This is a genomic window from Turicibacter faecis, from assembly GCF_037076425.1.
GTDB classification, from domain to species: domain Bacteria; phylum Bacillota_I; class Bacilli_A; order MOL361; family Turicibacteraceae; genus Turicibacter; species Turicibacter faecis.
Genome location: NZ_AP028127.1, coordinates 1839517 through 1858476, shown reverse-complemented (window position 1 = coordinate 1858476; position 18960 = coordinate 1839517). Strand labels below are relative to the sequence as shown.

The window sequence follows — 18960 nt, the reverse complement described above, 5'->3', positions numbered from 1 at the left end:
TTAAACGCCTCATTTAATGGGAAGCTTTTTTAGTTCAGAATAATCTCCCTTTCTATTCGAATTTTTTGAATACTATTGCTGACTGTCATTTATTTTGATAGGATAAGGTTAAGATATGAATTGAAATTAAATATGACGAATAGAAAGATTAGAGGACTAGTTAAATTTATGAGAATAGAAAAAATAAGGTTGGAGAATTTTAGATGTTTTGAGGAGTTAGAGGTAGCGTTTAGGGAGGATTATACCATCTTGGTTGGCGTAAATGGGGCGGGAAAAAGTTCGATTCTTGAGGCCGTCTCGATTGCTTTAGGGAGTTTTATTTCTGAATTCAGCGGGATTAGTGGTAACACGATTCCGAGTGAGGATGCACATTATAAATATTATCCAATAGGAAGCAGGGTTGAAAGACAACCCCAATTTCCAGTTGTTGTAGAGGCAAAGGGTAATTTTGATGGGAATGAAATAGAGTGGATTCGGAGTGTAAATCGTGAGGGAGGAAATACAACAGTTATTGGAGCTAAGAAGATGAAGGAATATGCTCGGGGGTTAAATGATCGGGTGATGAGAGGAGATCAAACAATTATTTTACCCCTCATTTCTTATTATGGAACAGCCCGATTATGGATGCAAAAGCGACAGAAAAAAAATAATACCCAAGATATAAGATTAACGAGGCAAAATGGATATGTGGATTGTTTATCTTCAGCGGCAAATGAAAAGTTTATGTTAAAGTGGTTTGAGGAAATGACCTATTATCAGTTAGAGGAAGGAAGAGAGATTGCTGAACTTTCAGCCGTTAAACGTGCACTAGAGTGTTGTTGCAAAAGGGTATACCCCGATGCACAGAAAATTACCTTTAATTTTAATATTAAAACTAAAGACTTAGAGATTTTTATTCGACGAGAGAACGGAGAAGAGGAAATCCTACCGACACGATTATTAAGTGATGGAATCAAGGGAGTTTTAGGGTTAGTTGCTGATATAGCTTATCGAATGGCGTTATTAAACCCTCAATTATTACATCGTATTAACGAAACACCTGGGGTTGTTCTAATCGATGAAATTGATATGCATTTACATCCATCATGGCAAAAAACAATTATTAACGATTTAAAAGATGCGTTTCCAAATGTTCAGTTTATTTTTACAACACACTCGCCAAGTATTCTAAGTAATGTTTATCAAGAGCATATTCTTATCCTCGATGAGTATAAAGTTTATCATCCAACGGATAAGACATATGGACGTGATGTGGATTCTATATTAAAACAACTTATGGAAGTTGATGTTCGTCCAGATGGGGTGGTTCAAAAACTAAGAGATTTTTCAGATTCTCTTGAAGAAGGAAACCTATCGTTAGCACGTCGCCTACTCGACGAACTAGAACTCATATTAGGAAGCAATGACAGTGAGATTATTAGTGCGAAAGTAGCCTTAGACTTGGAGGAACTTTAATTCAATGATAGAGATTAAGAAAGGGAAGTCACCTAATTTTTTAATTAAGTATGGGAAAGAGCCATTATTCGAGACGTTAACGTCAGAAGACAAGGCAACGTTACGATCGCATTTATTAAACGATCAAGGCTATCTTTGTGCCTATTGTATGTGCCGAATTAAAGGTGAAAATGATACTAAAATTGAACACTATGAACCTAGAAATCGCAAGAATCAGCTAGCTTATAGAAATCTTCTCATTGTATGTAGGGGGAACGAGGGAGAGCCGGAAAGAAAAACGACTTGTGATACTAAAAAGAAGAATAAAGCAATATATGTTGATCCCCAGAATGTGAATCATATTAGGACGCTAAGTTATACGCGAGAGGGGTTCATCAAATCAAGTGATGCCCAAATTGACGAAGATTTAAATAAAACTTTGAATTTAAATGAAGCAAGATTGTTGAGTGTTAGAAAAGCAGCAATCAGAAGATTAGAAAAATGCTTACATGGTAAAAGCGAAAAGGAAGTTATAGGAACGCTCAAAAAAGCAAAAAAGAAATACGAAACATTGAATAAAAATGGGCAATATGAGCCCTATGTAGGCACGATTCTTCACTGGATTAACAAAAAACTTAGACAAAAGGGATGCCTTTAACGGCAATTTTATTTAACCTTAACTTTTATAGAGTTAAGGTTTTTTTTATATGTTAAGCTCATTATTTCCTTAACAATGTGTTTTAAAGACTATAAAAGTTTAATTTTTAATGAAAATTGATCTATTCTTGATATATAATAGAGGTAATGTTCATTTTTATGGATAAAAGCTGTTTTAACCAATCAGAAGGAGTGGTTGTATGAATCCTTATAATGTTCCTGCTTTACCATTAAAATATAAGGTTGATCAAGAGTTATTATTTTTATTAAATGAAGCTTCTGAAAAGTATGGGGAGTATAAGGCTCTTTTAAATACGTTAGACTTTGAAGCAGAACTCTTCTTAAATTCGATTTTAATTAGTGAGAGTTATAAGTCGACGCAGATTGAAGGAACTCAGATTTCATATGAAGATATCTTTTCGTTGGAATTAATGGGGGAAAGCGACGATAGTATCGAAATAAAAAATTTAAAACAGGCGGTTGAATATGCGTATCAAGCAGTTTCGAAAAAAGGAATAAGCTTAAATTTGGTTAATGAAATGCACCGAATTATTTTAAATAGTGGCCGTGGTTCAAAAAAATCTCCTGGAATTATAAGAGATAGACAAAATTGGATTGGCCCTCGAAATGCTGGGATTGATCAGGCAACATTCATTCCACCCAAACCGGAGGATGTTATTGAATCATTAATGAATTTATATGAATATATGAATGATGCTTTTTTGGATCCAATTTTAATTAATGTTGCCATTTCTCATGCTCAGTTTGAAACGATTCATCCTTATCAGGACGGGAATGGCCGTCTAGGGAGAGCCTTAATTCCTATTCAAATGGCGTATTTAAAAGGTGATCGCCCCATGCTTTATCTTTCTGAAATTATCGAAGTGAATAAATTAGGTTATCAAAGGGCGCTTATGCAGACTAGACAGGGAAATATTGAGGCGTTTATTAAGTTCTTCTTGCAGTGTGTTATTGATCAATGTGGAAACTATATTCGCAAATTAGAAATTATTAAGAAAATTTATCGTGAAGATATGGAGGCTATTAAAGTTATCGGAGGAAGTACGATTTATCGAATTGTTCCATTAATGATGAAGGAAGTCGTCTTTACGAAAAAATATATCGAAGAACAGACAGGTGTCTCAAAAAATACCTTGACGAAAAACATTAATAGACTCATTGAATTAGGGATTTTGGAGGATATTTCAAAAGGTCGCTATAAAGAGTATAGATACAAGAGAATATACGAGGTGTTTATTGGTAATAGTTTATATTACTAAGCGAGTTAGAAATTGCTAAATAGATGATTGATTTAATGAACTGAGGGGATATTTCTTGATTAGTGTAGAGAGACCTTTAGTCTTAAGAGCCTTGAAAAGGTTCTTTTTTTATGGAATGATGTTTGAATTTGTCATGAAGGAACTATAATTGATATAATGGAGATAATTTAGGAGGAATTTGAATGAAATTAAAGATTACGGAACCCATCATTAAGCAGGTGGCAGGCAGCGAGTTGACCTATGTGGAGGGACAGATTCTCTTAGAGAATGGTGCTATTAAAGAGTTTTATGCCGTTAAAGTTAATGAGGATTCTATTTATAAATATAAAATTCTCGCGTATATCGAAGACTGGGGTCACCGTTTGGAGGTAGAGTTACAGTTTGATAAATCGGGTGATTTAAGGACGCTCTGGTGTGGTTGCCCGCTTTATGGAGAAAATGGGGAGTTTTGCCGACATACGGTTGCCGTGTTAATGTATGCTAAACAACAACAGACATCTCCAAAGAAAATAAAGTGGGAATCGTTAGAAACATTTTTACAAAAACGGCTAGTTACTGAACTATTTAATGAGTATGAAGAATCGCTTTCTAGTGTTACATCAATTAAATATTCTGATGAGGAGTTAGTTCAGTTAGTTCCAAGATTACGATTTGAGAATAATGAAGTTCATTTAGAATTACAGATTGGTCGCAAACGATTGTATGTGGTGAAAGATATCTTTAAATTTATTCAGTATGTTGAGAATCAACAAGAATTCCATTATGGGAAGGAATTAACGTTTAATCATCAGCTGGATTTATTTACGCCGGAATCATTGACCCTGTTAGAGTTTGTTCGAGGGATTGTTGAAGATCAACAATCGTATGCGGATCAATACGATTTACACTTGCCAGCCCGTCGAGGGGTCTTTTTAAGTCAAGCCAAATTAGTAGAATTTCATCAGTTATTTTTAGGAAAGCGTCTTACGTGTCTGGTTGAAAAACATGAATTTAAGTCTGTTTTGATGAGCAATGAAGCACCCAACCTAGGGTTTAAAGTGGAGGCGATTAAAGGAGGGGGCATTGTACTGTCTCCTAACCAGACAAATTTTTTATTCCATGGACTAAAAGGAATCCCATTTATTGTCACACAGGAGGTATGTGCTCCATTTAGCCGGGATTTTTCACGGGATGCATTCCCTATCCTCAAACAGGTAGTTGCTTTAGGGGGAAAATTAAAGATAATCAAAGATCAACTTCCTGAGTTTTTGTCGCTCGTATACCCCAAAATTAAACCTTATTTAACAGAAGAAAGTATTGCTTATTTAGAACAGAGGTATAGCGTTCCTCAGCTTGATAGTAAAGTTTATCTTGATTTGAATGAAGCGTTAGAGGTCGAGGCTAAAATCGAATATGATTACAACAAGCGGACGTATCACCCACTGACCGAAGATATTCCATCGAACGTGATTCGAGATAAGGTAAAAGAAGCAGATTTAATGAATACGTTGAATGCCTATGCGTTTGAGCGAGAGGAAGATAAGCTCGTGTTACGTGATGATGCCCAAATTTATCAATTTGTAAGACTTGGGGTTACGGCTTTAATGACGCGTCATGAGGTGAATGTCACGGATAAATTTAAAGGGATGAGCGCAAAAACAACCTCTAACATTTCGGTGGGGGTTCGTTTACAGAGTGATTTGATGACATTTAAGCTAGAAGATTTATCTTTTGATTTAGCAGAGTACAACGATGTGTTGGCCCAATATCGATTGAAAAAGAAATATCATCGCTTAAAGGATGGAAGTTTCTTACAATTAGATTCAGAATCGATGCAATCTTTCTTTAATTTAGTAGAAGATTTAGAGTTAACTGAGGAGGATTTAAAACAAGAGGAAATTAAGCTCTCAAAATATCGTGCCCTTTATTTAGAACGAATTCTTGAAAAAAATGGGATTAAGTCGAAGAAAAATAAGGCCTTTCGACAACTAGTCAATGATTTTGAACAAATAGATGAAATGGAATATGAGTTTCCTAGTGGATTAAAGGCAACGCTAAGACCGTATCAAGAAACAGGATATCGATGGTTGAAAACACTGGCGGACTATGGAATGGGCGGTATTTTAGCAGATGATATGGGGCTTGGAAAGACGCTTCAGGTTATTGCTATGTTGTGTGCGGAGTATGAGGGCGGTCAAGAGAAACCGAGTTTAATCGTGATGCCAAGCTCGCTTGTGTTTAACTGGGCTGCAGAGTTTGAACGATTTGCGCCGGATATGCGAGTGCTAACACTTACGGGAACCGCTACGCAACGGAGTGAAAAATTACAGAATTTAAATGATTATGATGTTGTTTTAACGTCATACGATTTATTAAGACGAGACATTAAGGAATATCAATCCGCCTTCCGTTACGTCATTTTAGATGAGGCCCATTATATTAAAAATCAAGTGACCCAAAACGCCAAAGCGGTGAAAAAGTTAGAAGGTGACGTTCGATTCGCGTTAACAGGAACACCGCTTGAAAATTCGATTGCGGATGTCTGGTCGATTTTTGATTTTATTTTACCAGGGTATTTATTAAGTTACTCGAAGTTTAAAAAGCAATACGAGAATCCAATTATTAGGGATAAAGATGAGAAGTTATTAACCCGTGTTCATCAACTTGTGGCACCGTTTATTTTACGACGCTTGAAAAAAGAGGTGTTAACCGAGTTACCAGATAAAGTAGAGTCAGTTGTTTATTGTGAGTTAGAAAAAGAGCAACGCAAGTTGTATGAGGCGACGCTTGTTAGTATGAATCAGGAACTGAAATCACAGTTAGGAGAAAGCGGCGATGGAGCAGGCCGTATGAAGATGCTTTCTATGTTAACACGACTTCGCCAACTTTGTTGCCATCCTGCCCTTTATTTAGAGGACTATCATGCTGAAAGCGCGAAATTAAATTTATGTTTAGAACTTATTCAAGAATGTAAAGAAAGTGGCCATCGCATCTTATTGTTCTCACAGTTTACATCAATGTTTGATTTAATGGCACCGAAACTTGATGCGTTAGGAATTTCATATTTTACATTGACGGGTGAAACAAAATCAGAACGACGCATGGAGTTAGCCACTCGTTTCAATGATGGGGAAGGAGACGTCTTCTTAATTTCCCTAAAAGCAGGTGGAACGGGGCTCAACTTAACGGGAGCTGATGTCGTGATTCATTATGACCCATGGTGGAATATGAGTGCCCAAAATCAGGCGACAGACCGTGCGTACCGAATGGGTCAACAGAATAAGGTACAGGTGTATAAGTTGATTGCGAAGGATACGATTGAAGAGAAGATTGAGAAGTTACAACAACAAAAGTTAGAGTTATCGGATTCACTCGTCAAAGAGGGTGAAACGTTTATTACACATCTTTCAATGGAAGATATCGAAGGGTTATTTGAGGCTTAGGCGGTAGAAAAGCCTTTGGGTAGCCGATACTTTTTTTGAAAATTAGTCTTTAATTTTTCAGTAAGAAAAGTCTATCCATTAGAAGGGAGATTAAATGAGGATAAATATTGAGTTCCCTTCGTTAATGACAACTAATCATAACTATATTTGAAACATTTTGATTAGAGAAAAAGTTCTCGTCTTTATATCGACGAGAACTTTTTTGTTTAAACCCATTTCTATGGAAGATAGTATTCTCTTATTTAAAAAATTGTGCTAAAATATTCGATGGAATTAGACAAAATCTGATACGCTCGAACTAGGATTTTTGAGGAAATGATTCTTTATATCCTCTCGGGAGTTTGCTGAACGAAAAGCTAAATAATGGCTAGCTAGTCGGTGAAAATCTGCGGTGATTCATCTCGATGAACACGAGTGGTTTCATGGATTCTTTCTTGGTGCATAGGAGTTGTTTGTTGAAGAACGTTAAAAAATGAATTTGCTGTAGAAAAAGATACACCCATTTTTTAAGAGAAATTTGACTTGAGGGTAAAGGGGATATTATTAATGAAAGGTATTATTTATAGAGGGGGGAAAGTAGAATCTTCACTCAAAAACTAGAGGTACTAAATTTATCATTGAATCTATGGTGATCAACCGGGCGATATGTTAAATAGAGGGTGTTGTCTCTTTACTAAGAAGGTGATACGTGAAAACAAAGAGCGAGTTACTCAACTTGTGAACAGATGATGTTTCTAAGTGATGGTCAATCAGACGAATTTGCAAAAGTTTTATCATAAATTCATAAAGGAGGATTGCACTATGAAAAAACTTAAAAAGAAAACAGTTGCCGTTGTCATCACGACCCTTTCGACAACAACGTTAATTAATAATAAACAGGTAGAGGCGCATGCTATTCCGTATAAAAATAATGAAGTTAGCCTATCAGTGAATACACCAAATAATAATACTCAATTTATGTATTTATCAGATATGGGCTATATGTCGAATTTATCTCATACTGCATGGGGGGACATAAAATTAGATCAAACTTTAGAGGGTGGAACCATTAAGCTTAATGTAGATGGCGAAGCACTAGAGTTCAATAAGGGGATAACGGCACATGCCACATCAACTGTTGTATTTGATGTCTCTCATTATTCAAATCAATATTCACGATTTACGACTTATGTTGGGGTGGATAAATCTCAAGGCGATAGAGGAAATGGAGTAAAGTTTAAAGTTTTAACTTCTGTTGATGGTCAAAATTGGGAAGAAAAGTTTGAGACGGATGTTCTTAAAGGGAATGATCATGCAGTCTTTATTGATATTGATATTACAGGGGCAAATTATTTAAAACTTTATGCTGATGATAATGGTTCAAATGGAAACGACCATTCTGTTTATGCCGCTCCACGTATCATGGTACCTGATTATGATATTTCGTCTGAGTACCTTCAAGGGGTTAAAAGTGTTTCAGATTATGATAAAATCATCCGAGAAAAGTACAATGAAAGTCATCAATTGACGGATGAAATTAAAGAATTAGTCTTAAAAAGAACGCTGACGCAACGAGTAGGATTTTATACCCTTCAAAAACTTATTGCTAAAAGCGATGATCATAAAAATACGATCACTTGGCTTTTGAATCACCCGCATGTTTTAGAATTATATATTATGGGGGGTGAAATTGAGAAATCTGGATCTTATGTTCAATCCATGGATGTGCTAACTCAGCTATACCATGAATATAAAGATGATTTTGAAGACCCAGTAAATGGAGAATTTTATTTAAAATTAGCGCTTTCTCTTTCGTTGAGTCATGCACAGACTATAAGATTGTGGACAGGAAATGGTACTCCTTCGAATGCCGTTGAGCGATATAAAATTTATAAAGAAAATTATTTAAATGGACGTATAGCCGAAGGTGGAGATGCCAAATTATTTAAAAATTTACCGATTGAATTAATGCGATGGGTGACAGATAACAAAATTGACGATGAAGAAATTAATTGGTTGATTGATACGGCTTTGGCAAGAAAAGTAAACGGTAAAAATCATTTAGATGCTTATGAATATATTGAATATACAGATGGTTATAATTATAATGATGAAAAGTTTTATTTAGAAGAAAATTATGAGATGTGGAACAATAAATATAACATTAGCTCGTTAACAGGATATGGACAAAGAGGGGTTCATAAGCTTTGGATGGTGTTTGAAGATGGTTCCGTTTGTGGGGGACTAGCAAAAACGTATGCTAATTTGGGACAAGTATTTGGAATCCCTTCTGCCGGAATTGGTCAGCCAGGCCATGGAGCAACGCTATCTTATAGAGAAAATAGTAATGGACAGGGAACCTGGGTTATCCAAAATGATATTTCAGGTTTTAGAGAATCTGAAAAGGGTGAACGCCTACTTTTAGGATGGGGATCAAAAACAAGCAAGTGGGTTTCTTATTTTAATGTCAGTTACGTACTTTTAGCCCAACACGCCTTAAATCATTATGCGGATTATATCACAGCCTCTTATTATAATTTATTAGCTAAATCATATGAATCTGAGCCAACAAAGCAGGAAGAAATTTATGAAAAGGCACTCCAAGTTCAAAATTATAATTTAGATACATTAGTAGGATTAATTGAGACTTATAACAAAGTAGACAGTAAAACAAGTGCAGATTATTTACGATTAGCTCAAAAGGTAGCGAATGGTTTAACTTATTTCCCGTTGCCATTTGTTGATTTAATGAATTTAATGGACCCCTTTATGACAGATGATACGGATAAAGTTGTCTTTGATATGTTAAGAACAACAACGTTACAAAGAGCTACTCAAGCAACAGCTTCAGATTCAACTCAACCTAATGAATGTATAAGTGTCGCTAAATATTTATTAGGTGATTATACAACGGAGTTGGCTTCATTTTCATTTGATGGAGAAAATGCTGGGAAGATTAAGATTGATGAAGCTTATGCTAATTCAAACATTCGTTGGGAATATAGTTTAGATAATTGGCAAACGAAAAAGGAAACGGGTGACAAAGAGGTTACATTATCAGAAAAAGAGTTACAACAAATTAATGCGACTGATGATATTCAAATTTCACTTGTAGGGACATCAGAAATTTATACGATTGATATTACTAAGCAGCAAACCCCTAACATTTATGTCAATGATCTTGAAAATCAAATTAAGGGAGCTATTGTTCCGCTTGAATACAGTGAGGATGGCGGTCAAACATGGACTTTATATGAAGATGAACGTTTGACAGGCAATCGAACATTAAAAATTAGATATCGTGCCTCGGGAACAGCCCTACAAAGTGAGATGACGGACTGTCAGTTTACAGAAGATGTTGAACAAGCAGATAGAACGTATATTCCATTAGAAAATGTCTCACTTTATTTATATTCTTCTCAAAATAATGATACGGAACATGCGGCGATTAATATGCTTGACGGAAATATTTACACCGGTTGGCACAATTCATTTAGTGGTGAAAAAGATAAGTATTATTCAGTTCAATTTAATCAGCCTAAATATTTAACGTCTATTGATTATTTTGGTGACGGTGGAAATGGAAAACTAAAAGATGTAGATATCTATACGAGTATGGATGGTGTGAATTGGGAAAAGAATACAGAAATTCGTCATTTACCAAATACTAATGGATGGAAGACTTTAAATTTAAATGAGCCAACGTTAACAAAATATGTCATGTTCCATGCAGTGAGTACGCATGGTGCGCGTCCGAATGAGTTTGTTTCAGGTAGAATGTTTAATTTCTTTGAAGATACAACGAAAGAGGTTGAACCGCAAGTATCAGTTAACTATAATATCGAGCAGTTAACGAATCAGGATGTCTTAGCAACTCTTCAATTACCTGAAGGCTATACGGTAATAGGAGAGGCTACCCATCTATTCACTCAAAATGGAAGCTATACTTTTACTTATCAATCACCGACTGGAAAACAATTTACATATGAAGCGACAGTTGATTGGATTGATAAGGTAGCCCCAACGGCGACGATTTCATATAATTGTGAGCAGAAAACAAATCAGAATGTGACTGCAACGCTAATGAGCGATGAAGAGATTACGGTTGAAAATAATAATGGGGAATCGACGTATGAATTTACAGAAAACGGAGAATTTACGTTTATTATTAAAGATAAGGCTGGTAATAGAAGCGAGTTTACCGCAAAGGTCACATGGATTAATAAAGAGAAGCCAATATTAGATGTGACTTATAGTACGATGGAGAGTACGACTCAGCCGGTTACAGCAACGTTAATAACTGAGGATGTGCAAGTAAAAGCGATTAACGGCAAAGAAATTACAGTGACAAATAATGATGGATCGGCATCATATGTTTTCACTGAAAATGGTGAATTTACGTTTGAATATGTAGATGATTACGGAAATGAAGGAACAACAACAGCTAAAGTAGATTGGATAGTTGCAGATACGGTGAATGACTACTTCATTCCGGATGAAATAGTGGATCTTATTAATTTAGATCTTTTAATTCCGGTGATGGGAAATGCAACGGCAGATGCCCCTTTGCATTTCAATATCAATGAGCTTGCGACGGTGGATGATTTATCCCAAATGATAGATAACATGTTAGACCGTTATACGTTAAAAGTAAGTGTCCTAGAGGTAGAGAATGATTTATGTTACGCCTTAGAGTTAAGCAACGGCCATGAAACGTACTATTTCGTATTTCATGTTAAATCGGAGCAAACGGCAATCTTGGATTACTTAGATTCACTTGTTGAAAATTCGAATCAACCTGAAAATCCAGGGCAACCAAGTGAACCGGAACAGCCTGAAAATCCAGGGCAACCAGGTGAACCGGAACAGCCTGAAAATCCAGGACAACCAGGTGAACCAGAACAACCTGAGAACCCAGGACAGCCAAGTGAACCAGAACAACCCGAAAATCCAGAACAACCTGAAAATCCAGGGCAACCAAGTGAACCGGAACAGCCTGAGAACCCAGGGCAACCAGGTGAACCGGAACAACCAGGTGAACCAGAACAGCCTGAGAATCCAGGGCAACCAGGTGAACCAGAACAACCTGAAAATCCAGGGCAACCAGGTGAACCAGAACAACCTGAAAATCCAGGACAACCAGGTGAACCAGAACAGCCTGAAAATCCAGGACAACCAGGTGAACCAGAACAGCCTGAAAATCCAGGGCAGCCAAGTGAACCAGAACAACCTGAAAACCCAGGACAACCGGGTGAACCAGAACAGCCTGAGTTACCAGGGCAACCAGAGAATCCAGGGCAACCAGGTGAATCGGAACAACTTGAGAATCAAGATCAAGGCATGCCACCTAAGACAGGATTAAATGGAGCACTTGGAGTAGCAGGGGCTTTATCAATCATTTCGGGACTGATCGGAATGAAAGGTCGTAAGAATAAAAGGAGAGGTTAAGTCCCTTTCTTAACTAATCTCATGAGGATTAAAAAATGGAATTCATTTTCTATCCAGTGAAATTTTAAAACGAGTTTGGAGCCTTCCCATTAAATATCTAGATGCGGGGTCTCTGGACTAGCAGATGATCGAAAAGTATTAATATTTTGAAGCAGTTTTCTAAAGTAAGTGCTTGAAATTAAATTAAATGTCGTATTTTGTTTATTAAAGGAATGTTGTATACTTAAAGGGCAACATTCCTTTTTTTAGGATGTTAGAGGACAACAGGAATTTAGGAACTAGGAGGAGCAGTTTTTATGAAGCGGTATTTGAGAGAGTGGTGGCCGATTGCAGTTGTATTGGTCGTGTGTGCAGTAATGGTCTGGGTCTCAGGTTTAATTTTTGAGGGAGGATATTTACCGAATCGGTTAAATCGTGATGTGCAGTATTATTCTGCGACCGTCCTTGATGTGGTGAATGAGGATTTAGGACCAGATAATTACACGAAAGAGTTTACGGTCGGGGTTCAAGAGATTCAAGTGAAGTTGACGGATGGCCCTTATAAAGGAGAGGTCCATACGTTTAAAAATCATATTAGTCGTTTGTATAATACGATTGTTCAAAAGAACACGGATATTATTGTGGGAACGTATATTCATGAGGGCGAGATTTTAGATTTAACGGTGAGCAGTTATCAACGCCATTCGGTTTTAGGCCTGCTCGCGCTTATTTTTTGTGCGTTAGTGGCCTGGATTGGAAAGTTAAAAGGGATTAAATCATTAGTGTCGTTATTTTTTACCGGCGTGTGTGTCATTTATTTAATGTTGCCTCTTTTATTATCAGGAATGAATCCGGTGTTAGCGGCGATTCTCATTGTCTTCTTAAGTACGTTTGTGACGCTTTGGTTAGTAGCGGGACTTAATAAGAAATCAATCACAGCGATGATTGGAACATTGGCCGGGGTCTTAATTGCAGCGTTAGTGGCGTATGTCTTTAGTGAGCTCGCCCATTTATCAGGGGGGACGATGCAAGATACGGAGGCGTTGCTTTATGTCTCAGAAACGAGTCACTTACAAGTGAAGGGACTCTTGCTTGCGGGAATTTTAGTAGCGTCCCTTGGGGCGGTCATGGACGTGGCGATGTCGATTGCGTCGGCAATGTTTGAGCTTTCGAGTGTGAATGAGAAGTTATCGTCTAAAGAATTGATCCGCAGTGGAATGAATGTCGGAACAGATATGATTGGAACGATGACGAATACGTTAATTTTAGCACTAGCGGGTGGCTCATTATCGACGGTTATTTTGATTTATGCGGCAACGATTAGTCCATTACAACTCATTAATTTAGATGTCCTTGGAACGGAGTTAATTCAAGGGATTGCCGGGAGTATTGGAATTGTCATTACAGTACCAGTCACGGTTTTAGTGGCAGCCTTCTTCTGTATGAAACAAAAATAAGACAAAAGATGGAATTTTCCGTCTTTTTTTTACATTTTTACCGAAATAATGTTAAAAGGACACAATTTTATGGTATAATCCGGACGAGTTGTAAGAAAAAGGCCAAAATAGATTGCAACTAGAATTTAGACTTGGAGGGTATTATGAGGAGTATAGTTTTAAAGAAATTATTAAACGGAACCTTAGCCTTTAGCGTGCTTGCTTCAGGATTTGTTGTTCCAAGTCCAAAAGCTTATGCACAAGTGGTGCAAGAAGCAGAAAATCAACAACAAACGGAATTTTTAAGTGTTGATTTTAGTCAATATCCAACATTAGCAGAAGGATGGGAGGCCAAAGCGGATAAAAAACCTTATTCGGGTGGTGTCACTTCATCTAAATCATTGAAGTTAAATAAAGATGGATATTATTTAAAAACGCCAGTCTTTGGGTTGAAAGAAGAGGCAACATTATCATTTTCAACAAAAGGGTATTCAGCAACAGGAGAAGGAGATTCTGTTTTAAAAGTTAAAGCAGCGATCAACGGTGAGTGGCAAGAGCTACACACATTAACGTCATTTGAGACAAGCTTTGTTCAAACAGAAGTTCTTGTTCCAAAAGAAGCGACGCAATTACAAATTGTGTTAGAAAAGCGTGGTGCTTTTAATGTTGCGTTAGATGGTGTTAAATTAACGGGGGTTGGAAGCATTGTTGAAGGTGGCGATCAATTACCGGATGCACCAGAAACAGATAAACCTGAACAAGGAGAACCGGATCAAGGGGTAAAACCACCGGCGAACGATGAGACGCAAAAACCTGAGGTTGATGCGTATGGAGAGCTTGTCGTATCAGGGGCATCAAGTCTTGAAGTAGGAATGACTTCAACCGTCCAAACGACTACAAAAGAAGGAGACATCGTCTCAGATGTTAAATATGAGTCAACCAATCCAGATGTTTTAACGATTGATGACTCAGGGAAAATTCAAGCGTTAAAAGAAGGAATTACCCAAATTGGAGCCGTGGCGATCATCAATGATAAGAAATATGTCGGTCAAAAACGTTTAGAGGTCACGACAGCGACGGATTATCCAATTACGGTTTTTGAAGAGGGATTCAAAGAGTTCCCGACGTTACAAGAAGGATGGCAAACGAATTTATCAGCCGATGATAAATACTCAGGTGGAAATGAAGCCGGTCCAGCATTAAAGTTAACAAAACAAGGACAATTCGTTGAAACGAGTGAATTCCGTTTAATCGGGAATGGATTATTAAAGTTCGCCGCTAAAGGGAACGCTTCACAAGCAAGTGGAACAACGGTATTACGTGTTCAATATCAATCAAACTTTAAAGATGAGTGGAAAAACTTAGCGATGTTTAACTCATTTAGTAGTAAGTTTGAATCATTTGGAGTGCGTATTCCTGAAGATGCGACACGTCTTCGCATTTTTGTTGAAGAAAAAGGGAAAATGAATATTGCATTCGATGATATGCGTTTATTCGCTCAAGAACTGGGTGAAAAAGAAGCGGATACGATTGCTCCTGTCATTGAAATGATTGACGAAGTGACGTCAGGAAATTTAGATGAAGAAGTGATCATTAAAGCCAACGTGACAGATAATCGTAAAGTTGGCAAAGTGACGTTATATTATCGTGTCGTAGGTGAAACTGAATTTAAAACGATTCCGATGGGATTAACAAATGGCGTTTACCAAGGGATTATTGGAACACAGGAATTATCAGCCCAAGGAATCGAGTATTATATTCAAGCAACAGATGTTGAAGGAAATGAAGCGACGACAGATTTAATGACGATTTCAATTTCTGCAGAGGATTATACGAAACCAACGATTACCTCAATCTCACCTGCCGATCAGGCGAATGTAGGAAAAAATAAAACACCTAAAATTTCAGCTAAATATAGCGATCGTTCAGGTGTGGACGTGGATTCTGTTCAGTTAATCGTTAACGGTGAGGATGTCACGAAAGCGGCGACGGTTTCTGAAACGGAAGTTGTTTATCAAGTGGAGCAAGCGTTAGAGAATGGAACGCACACCGTTCAATTAACGTTAGCCGATCTAGCAGGTAATGAGTTAGTTAAAGAATGGTCGTTTAAAGTATCAGATGTTGAGCGCCAATTATTCTTTGGACAGTTACACTCACATACGAATTTATCAGACGGTGCTGGAACGATTGATGATGCGTATACGCATGCACGTGAAGTTGCCGGTGTTGATTTCTTGGCCGTAACAGATCATTCAAACTCATTTGATAATGATACGCAAGCGAACATTGCGGATGGATCGATGAGTGAAAAATGGCAAACGGGATTAAATGCAGCGGATAAGTATAACGAAGATGGAGCTTTTACTGCGATTTATGCGTACGAGATGACATGGTCAGCCGGAACAGGTAAATATGGACACATGAATACGTTCAATACGGCAGGGTTTGAAACGCGTACGAATTCAGCGATGAATTTACGTAACTACTATTCAACGTTAAAAACACAACCGCAATCGGTTTCACAGTTTAACCACCCAGGAACAACATTCGGTGATTTTGCAGACTTCGGATTCTATGATGAAGACATTGATCAATTAATCACGTTAATCGAAGTTGGTAACGGGGATGGACCGATTCGAAGTAGTGCGCACTTCCCATCTTATGAATATTATACACGTGCATTAGATAAAGGATGGCATGTGGCTCCAACGAATAACCAAGATAATCATAAAGGGTTATGGGGGAATGCCAATACGGCGCGTACAGTTATTGAGGCAGAAGCGTTAACACGCGATGATTTATATGAAGCGATTCGCGAGCGTCGTGTTTACTCAACAGAAGATGAGAACTTAGAAATTTCTTATGAGTTAAACGGAGCAACAATGGGATCGATTCTATCTGAACAAGACTCAGCAGAAGTTTATGTTAAAGTTAAAGATCCAGATGCGAAAGATACGATTGATAAAATCCAATTAATTACAGATGGTGGACGTGTGGCACACGAGATTACAGACGTTGACCAAACAGAAAAAGAATGGACATTATCATTTACACCAGATGCTTCATCGACGTATTACTATGTAAAAGTGACGCAAAATGACTTAGATATTGCGGTGACGGCACCGGTTTGGATTGGTGAAAAAGAAAATGTTGGAATTTCAAAAGTAACAGCAAGTTCTTCAAAAGTATTAGTGGGTGACGAAGTTAAAGTCGATACGGTGGTTTATAACAATGAATCAACACCAGTGACGAATGTTTCAGTTGAATATTATGTAAATGGTGAAGAAAAACCAGCCGGTAGCGATGCCATAGCAACGATTGAGCCATCAGATACGAAGACGTTAAGTGCAAGCTTCCCAATCACGAAAAAAGGTAAAAATGTAATTGAGGCTAAGATTACGTTAACGGTTAATGGGGCGACACGTGAGTATACGGAACGCCTTGAAGTCAAAGCGTTTGATTCAAGTGAAGTTAGTCATGTTTTAATTGATGGTAGTCACGAGAATGCTTATGTTGCTGATGCGAAATATCCAAATAATATGAAGTATGTAACGGAACTTGTGGCACAAGAAGGTGGAATTGTTCATGTGAATGACAAGCCGATTACAACAGACGTCTTAGCGGGAATGGATGTCTTAATCTTGACTGACCCATCGAATAATTTTTATTATACCGATGATGAAGTCTTAGCGATTAAGGCTTATATTGAAGCAGGCGGACATCTTATTATTACGTCAAAAGCCGATTACGGTGATAAAGAAGGCGAGTACGGAAATGCTGCTCAAGGTAATAAGGTGTTAGAAGCGATTGGTTCAGCGTTACGATTTAACGATGACCAAGTTATTGACGAGAAGGAATATAGTAACCAAAATTATCGATTATACTTTGATGATTATAATGAGGAAAGTCCTTATACGAAGGGCATTGATTTTGGAAAAATTGAGCAAGGAAATGCCAATAACCAAGATTATAAGTTTAGTTTCTATAGTGGAAACTCGGTTTTAGTTAAAGATGCGTCAGCAACGGTTGATTTAGTTGTTCGCGGCCATGAAACAACGAAGAACTCGGATGCTGATAAGCAGGGTGATTTTGAAGCGTTAAAAGAGGGAGAGGTTATTGCTTTAGCGGTTGAGACGTTAGAGAACGGAGCAAAAATTGTTGCTTCTGGGGTGACTTTCTTCTCAGACTTCGAAATGGATCCAACGCGTGATTATTCAAACCGTACGATTATGACAAATATTATTAATGAGGTGGCGCCAGCGAAAGAGGCGGAAATTACTCCAATTGCGACGCTTCATACGGATGTTGATGGAGATAATCAACCGGATTTAGCGGGTGAAACGCATACGATTGAAGGAATTATTACGGCAGGAAATACGAACCCGTTAAATACATTCTTTGATGTTGTTTATGTGCAAGATGAAACAGGTGGAATTACAATTCACCCAATCGCAAATACAAAGTTAAAACTTGGACAAAAAGTTCGTATTACCGGAATTGTTGGTTCATACGAAGGGGATACACAGTTAGGTGAGGTTCAAGAGTTAACAGATGTTGAAATTATTGATCAATCCATTCAATTAGTGGATCCAACGAACTTATCAACGGCGGATAGTATGTTAGAAAAATATGAAGGATTGTTAGTTCGCGTGCAAGGAACGGTTCAATCGATTGACGCGGCGTCAGGAAAAATCATCGTCAATGATGGTTCAGGAGATGCTCGTGTTCATATCCAAGGGTACATCGGTGGTGGAGAATCACAAGAGGCTGTTGGAAAATGGGTTGAGCGTATCAACGTTGGTGAAACGATTTCAGCCATCGGATTAGCTGCCGAAGATGCGGAAGGTAAACGAATTCGCGTTCGTAATACAGATGAAGTGGTCGTCGTTGCTGGCGACACACCAGATCAACCGGGAACACCTGAAGAGCCAGAACAACCAGATCAACCGGGAACACCTGAAGAGCCAGAACAACCGGATCAGCCAGGAACACCTGAGCAACCGGAACAACCAGAAAACCCAGGAACACCTGAGCAACCAGAAAAACCGGAAAATTCGGGAACATCTGAGCAACCGGAACAACCAGAAGGATCACGACCTGTGACAGGACAAGCATTAATGGGATATTTATTCGTGGGCTTAACACTTATCGGGTTAGGATTCATCTTCATGAGAAAACAGCGTTTCATGAAAAAATAATGAAGTTAAAAATTGTTTAAGAAATTAGATCATGAGTGAAGTAAAGGCTAACTTGTCCCTTCTTAGTAGGGGATGGGTTAGCCTTTTTTCGTTGATGCATAAAAAAGTGGCAGCCAGGGGGGAAGGC

The 18960-nt window shown here is 37.8% G+C and carries 7 protein-coding genes; all 7 read left to right on the top strand.

What is annotated here, in order from left to right:
• Nucleotides 1-168 precede the first annotated feature (168 nt).
• The 7 genes from AACH31_RS09100 (at nt 169) to AACH31_RS09070 (ending at nt 18833) form a co-directional block, all read left to right on the top strand.
• Complete coding sequence (locus tag AACH31_RS09100) at nt 169-1455, top strand: AAA family ATPase (RefSeq protein WP_237658993.1); 1287 nt, start codon at nt 169-171, stop codon at nt 1453-1455.
• A gap of 4 nt (nt 1456-1459) precedes the next feature.
• Entirely contained in the window at nt 1460-2092 is a 633-nt protein-coding gene (locus AACH31_RS09095; RefSeq protein ID WP_262950134.1) for a hypothetical protein, read from the top strand.
• A 199-nt stretch (nt 2093-2291) separates the two neighbouring features.
• Complete coding sequence (locus AACH31_RS09090) at nt 2292-3371, top strand: Fic family protein (protein WP_161832817.1); 1080 nt, start codon at nt 2292-2294, stop codon at nt 3369-3371.
• A 182-nt stretch (nt 3372-3553) separates the two neighbouring features.
• A complete protein-coding gene (locus tag AACH31_RS09085; protein WP_338617434.1) occupies nt 3554-6793 on the top strand; it encodes a DEAD/DEAH box helicase in 3240 nt (1079 codons plus the stop codon).
• A gap of 801 nt (nt 6794-7594) precedes the next feature.
• The gene (locus AACH31_RS09080; protein WP_338617432.1) at nt 7595-12220 is read left to right on the top strand and encodes an NPCBM/NEW2 domain-containing protein; all 4626 of its coding nucleotides are present in this window, start codon (nt 7595-7597) and stop codon (nt 12218-12220) included.
• A gap of 296 nt (nt 12221-12516) precedes the next feature.
• The gene (locus tag AACH31_RS09075) at nt 12517-13656 is read left to right on the top strand and encodes a YibE/F family protein (protein ID WP_161832776.1); all 1140 of its coding nucleotides are present in this window, start codon (nt 12517-12519) and stop codon (nt 13654-13656) included.
• 143 nt (nt 13657-13799) lie between these two features.
• Entirely contained in the window at nt 13800-18833 is a 5034-nt protein-coding gene (locus AACH31_RS09070; RefSeq protein WP_338617430.1) for a CehA/McbA family metallohydrolase, read from the top strand.
• Nucleotides 18834-18960: the final 127 nt, after the last annotated feature.